Origin of the sequence: uncultured Kluyvera sp., from assembly GCF_902485085.1 — a bacterium.
Lineage (GTDB): Bacteria > Pseudomonadota > Gammaproteobacteria > Enterobacterales > Enterobacteriaceae > Kluyvera > Kluyvera ascorbata.
This window is the reverse complement of the sequence record NZ_CABTJS010000045.1, coordinates 1-2,191: the sequence shown is the minus strand read 5'-3', so window position 1 is coordinate 2,191 and position 2,191 is coordinate 1. Positions and strand designations below refer to the sequence as shown.

1 protein-coding gene is annotated in these 2,191 nt (G+C 56.9%); it reads left to right on the top strand.

Going from position 1 to position 2,191, the window contains the following annotated elements:
* Window positions 1-92 precede the first annotated feature (92 nt).
* A partial coding sequence (gene fecA, locus RDN66_RS06090; RefSeq protein ID WP_308537697.1) for a TonB-dependent Fe(3+) dicitrate receptor FecA occupies window positions 93-2,191 on the top strand: 2,099 nt, incomplete at its 3' end.

The following is a 2,191-nucleotide window of genomic DNA, read 5'->3' as shown; positions in this document are numbered from 1 at the left end:
CTGTAAGAAAAATAATTCTCATTTTCATTGTCCTTTTTCCCCTTCTCATTCGACTCATAGCTGAACACAACAAAAATGATGATGGAGAAGGTATGACGCCTTTACGCGTTTTTAGCAAAACAACACCTTTGGTTAACGCCATTCGCCTGAGCCTGCTGCCGCTGGCTGGGCTCTCGTTATCTGCTTTCGCAGCGCAGGTTGATATTGCACCAGGCTCACTCGATAAAGCGCTAAACCAATATGCCGCACGCAGCGGAATTACCCTGTCTGTTGATGCCAGCCTGACGCGCGGCAAGCACAGCAACGGTTTGCACGGCGATTACGATGTTGAGAGTGGTTTGCAGCAGCTGCTCCTGGGCAGTGGCCTGCAGGTGAAGCCGTTAGGGAATAACAGCTGGACGCTCGAACACGTTCCTGCGCCGCAGGAAGATGCGCTCACGGTTGTGGGCGACTGGCTGGGCGATGCGCGCGAAAACGACGTATTCGAACATGCCGGCGCGCGTGACGTTATCCGCCGTGAGGATTTCGCCAAAACCGGCGCGACGACCATGCGCGAGGTGCTGAATCGTATTCCTGGCGTTACCGCCCCGGAAAACAACGGTACCGGTAGCCACGATCTGGCGATGAACTTTGGTATTCGCGGCCTGAACCCGCGCCTTGCCAGCCGTTCAACGGTACTGATGGACGGTATTCCAGTGCCGTTTGCCCCTTACGGCCAGCCGCAGCTTTCCCTGGCACCCGTTTCGCTCGGAAATATGGACGCCATTGATGTGGTGCGCGGCGGCGGTGCTGTACGTTACGGGCCGCAGAGCGTGGGCGGCGTGGTGAACTTTGTCACCCGCGCCATTCCGCAAGACTTCGGTATCGAAGCCGGCATGGAAGGCCAGCTCAGCCCAACATCCTCACAAAATAATCCCAAAGAGACGCACAACCTGATGGTGGGAGGTACGGCGGATAACGGTTTTGGTACCGCCCTGCTTTACTCCGGCACGCGCGGCAGCGACTGGCGCGAGCACAGCGCGACGCGCATCGACGACCTGATGCTGAAAAGCAAATATGCGCCGAACGACGTGCATACCTTCAATAGCCTTCTGCAATACTACGACGGTGAAGCCGATATGCCCGGGGGCCTGTCGCGCGCGGATTACAACGCCGACCGCTGGCAATCTACGCGCCCGAACGATCGCTTCTGGGGGCGTCGCAAGCTGGCAAGCCTTGGCTATCAGTTCCAGCCGGACAGCCAGCATAAATTCAATATTCAAGGCTTCTACACCGAAACCCTGCGCAGCGGCTACCTGGAACAGGGCAAACGTACCACGCTTTCACCGCGCAATTACTGGGTACGCGGCATTGAGCCACGCTACAGCCAGAGCTTTATGGTGGGCCCTTCCGCGCACGAAGTGGGGGTGGGATACCGCTATGTGAGCGAGTCGACGCATGAAATGCGTTACTACACCGCCACCAGCAGCGGACAACTGCCGTCCAGCGCCAGCCCTTACGATCGTGACACCCGTTCCGGCACCGAAGCGCACGCCTGGTATCTGGATGACAAAATCGATATTGGCAACTGGACTATCACTCCGGGTATGCGCTTTGAACATATCGAGTCATACCAGAACAACGCCATCAAACGCACACATGAGGAAGTGAGCTATAACGCCCCACTTCCGGCGCTAAACGTGCTTTATCACCTGACTGACAGCTGGAATCTTTATGCAAACACCGAAGGCTCGTTCGGCACCGTACAGTACAGCCAAATTGGCAAGGCTGTGCAAAGCGGCAATGTGGAACCGGAAAAAGCGCGAACCTGGGAGCTCGGCACCCGATACGACGATGGCGCGCTGACCGCGGAAATGGGGTTGTTCCTGATTAACTTTAATAATCAGTACGACTCCAACCAGACCAACGACACCGTTACAGCTCGCGGTAAAACGCGCCATACCGGGCTGGAAACCCAGGCCCGCTATGACCTCGGCACGCTGACGCCAACGCTCGACAACGTTTCAGTCTACGCAAGCTATGCGTACGTGGACGCCGAGATTCGTGAGAAAGGCGACACCTACGGCAACCAGGTGCCGTTCTCCCCGAAACACAAAGGCACGTTGGGCGTGGACTATAAGCCGGGCAACTGGACCTTCAACCTGAACAGCGATTTCCAGTCCAGCCAGTTTGCGGATAACGCCAACACCGT